The 1831-nt window shown below is 67.3% G+C and carries 2 protein-coding genes; both read left to right on the top strand.

The features are described from left to right. The coding region (locus RMO81_RS03980) for a hypothetical protein (RefSeq protein ID WP_310474449.1) at positions 1 to 483 on the top strand (483 nt) is incomplete at its 5' end. Continuing rightward, positions 480 to 1831, top strand: a 1352-nt coding sequence (locus tag RMO81_RS03975) for a secretin N-terminal domain-containing protein (RefSeq protein WP_310474448.1), incomplete at its 3' end; no start/stop codon positions are given. The genes RMO81_RS03980 and RMO81_RS03975, both read left to right, overlap by 4 nt.

Raw genomic sequence — 1831 nt, 5'->3', positions numbered from 1 at the left:
CGCACGCTGCTGCCGGGCGCGCTGGTCGCGCTGTTGGCGGCGTTGCTGGTGGGGCAATTGCTGATGCCATCGGCGGTCGAACTGCCCGATGCGCAGATCGGTCGGCCGCTGCGGCTGGCGCCGCTGGTCGTGCCGCGCGTGGCCATCGATTCCGAAATGCTGGCGCGGCCGCTGTTTTCACCCAATCGACGCGACGATGCCGAAGCGGTTGTCAGCAAGGCTTCACCGCTTGAAGGCGCCCGCGCTGTCGGCGTCATCAGCTCGCGCCAAACCGCGCGGGTTTACCTGCAGGCGCCCGACGGCACCGTTAGCCGGATCGCAATCGGCGGCCTCTATCGCGGCTGGCGCCTGGCCCGGATCACGCCAAACCCGATATTCGTGCGCGGTATCGAAACGATCGTCTTGCCGGTTGCGGCAAGCGCCCCCCCGGTTGCGCCCACAGCGGCCGCGACGGAACAGTCGGAAGAAGAAGAACCGCAATGAACCGTCAATTGCCGCTCACCCTGCTGATCACTGCCGCAGTCGCCGGTTGCACGCCGCCGCCAGCGCTCGCGCCTTTGCCGCCGCCCGATCCGGAGTTCACCGGCCAGCCCCCGTCCCTGTCCCCGCCCCCGTCCCTGTCCCCGCCCTCGTCCCCGCCCACAGCTGTTCCGGCTACCGATCCGACGGTCCGCGCGACGATCGTCGCCGGCACGCCGCCGACGCCGGTACGGACGCCATCGGCGCTGGCGGTGCGGCCCGGCGATATCGCACTGAATTTTCCGGCCGCTGATGTGCGTGTCGTGGCGCAAGGCGTGTTGGGCGATATCCTGCGGGTGCCGTTCACCGTCGCGCCCAGCACGACGGGCACGGTCACACTGGTGACCGCATCACCGGTGCCACGGTCCAGTGTCTTCGCCCTGCTCGAAGAGGCGCTGAAGGCATCGAATCTGGCGATCACCCAGATGGGCGGCCTGTTCACCATCCGGCCCCTCGACGAAGCCCGCAATCAGGGCGTGGTCGATGGCGGCGGTGTCGCCGGCTTTGCCACGGAACCGGTGGCCCTGCAGTTCGTCAACGCCGAAGAAATGCGCAAGCTGCTCGATGGCGTGGTGCCCGGCGTGGTTGCCCGCGTCGATCCCGGCCAGAACACGCTGATCTTGTCGGGAACCACGGGGCAGCGCACCAACGCGCGGGCCATGCTGGCCCAGTTCGACGTCAACTGGCTGCGCAACATGTCGTTTGCGCTGCTCGTGCCGCAGCGCACCGATGCCCGGCTGATCGTCCCCGAACTCGACAAGCTCATCAACGCTGCCGATGCGCCGACGCGCGGTCTGGTCCGCTTGATCGCTATGGAAAATCTGAACGGCATTCTGGCGATCACGTCGCAACGCCAGTATCTCGACGATGTCCGCCGCTGGATCGAAATTCTTGATCGCGAAGGGCAGAACAACGAACGGCGGCTGTTCGTCTACCGGGTCCAGAATGGCCGCTCCAAGGATCTGGCCAAAGTGCTCAACAATGCCTTTGGCAATGCCGTGGCAAGCGATTCGGGCAGCAGTGGCCGTGACGATTTTGCGCTTGATGGCGCGGCGCGCGGCGGCGCGTCCTCGGCAACGTCGGCGCGGCCCGGCGATGCGGCAAACCGTGGCGGCGCCAATGCACCACCGGTACCCGGCGGGCTGGCCGGCTCCCCCGATCCGGCACAAGGCGGATCGGGCAATGCCAACGCCGCCGGGTCAGCCGTGCAGGCCAATATCTCGAGCGACGAAGCCAATAATGCCGTGGTGGTTTTCGGCACCCCGCGCGATTATGCCGTGATCGAGGATGCACTGCGCAAGCTCGACGTGCT

This window comes from Sandarakinorhabdus sp., from assembly GCF_031422795.1.
Classification (GTDB): domain Bacteria; phylum Pseudomonadota; class Alphaproteobacteria; order Sphingomonadales; family Sphingomonadaceae; genus Sandarakinorhabdus.
This window is presented reverse-complemented; position numbering and strand designations above follow the sequence as displayed.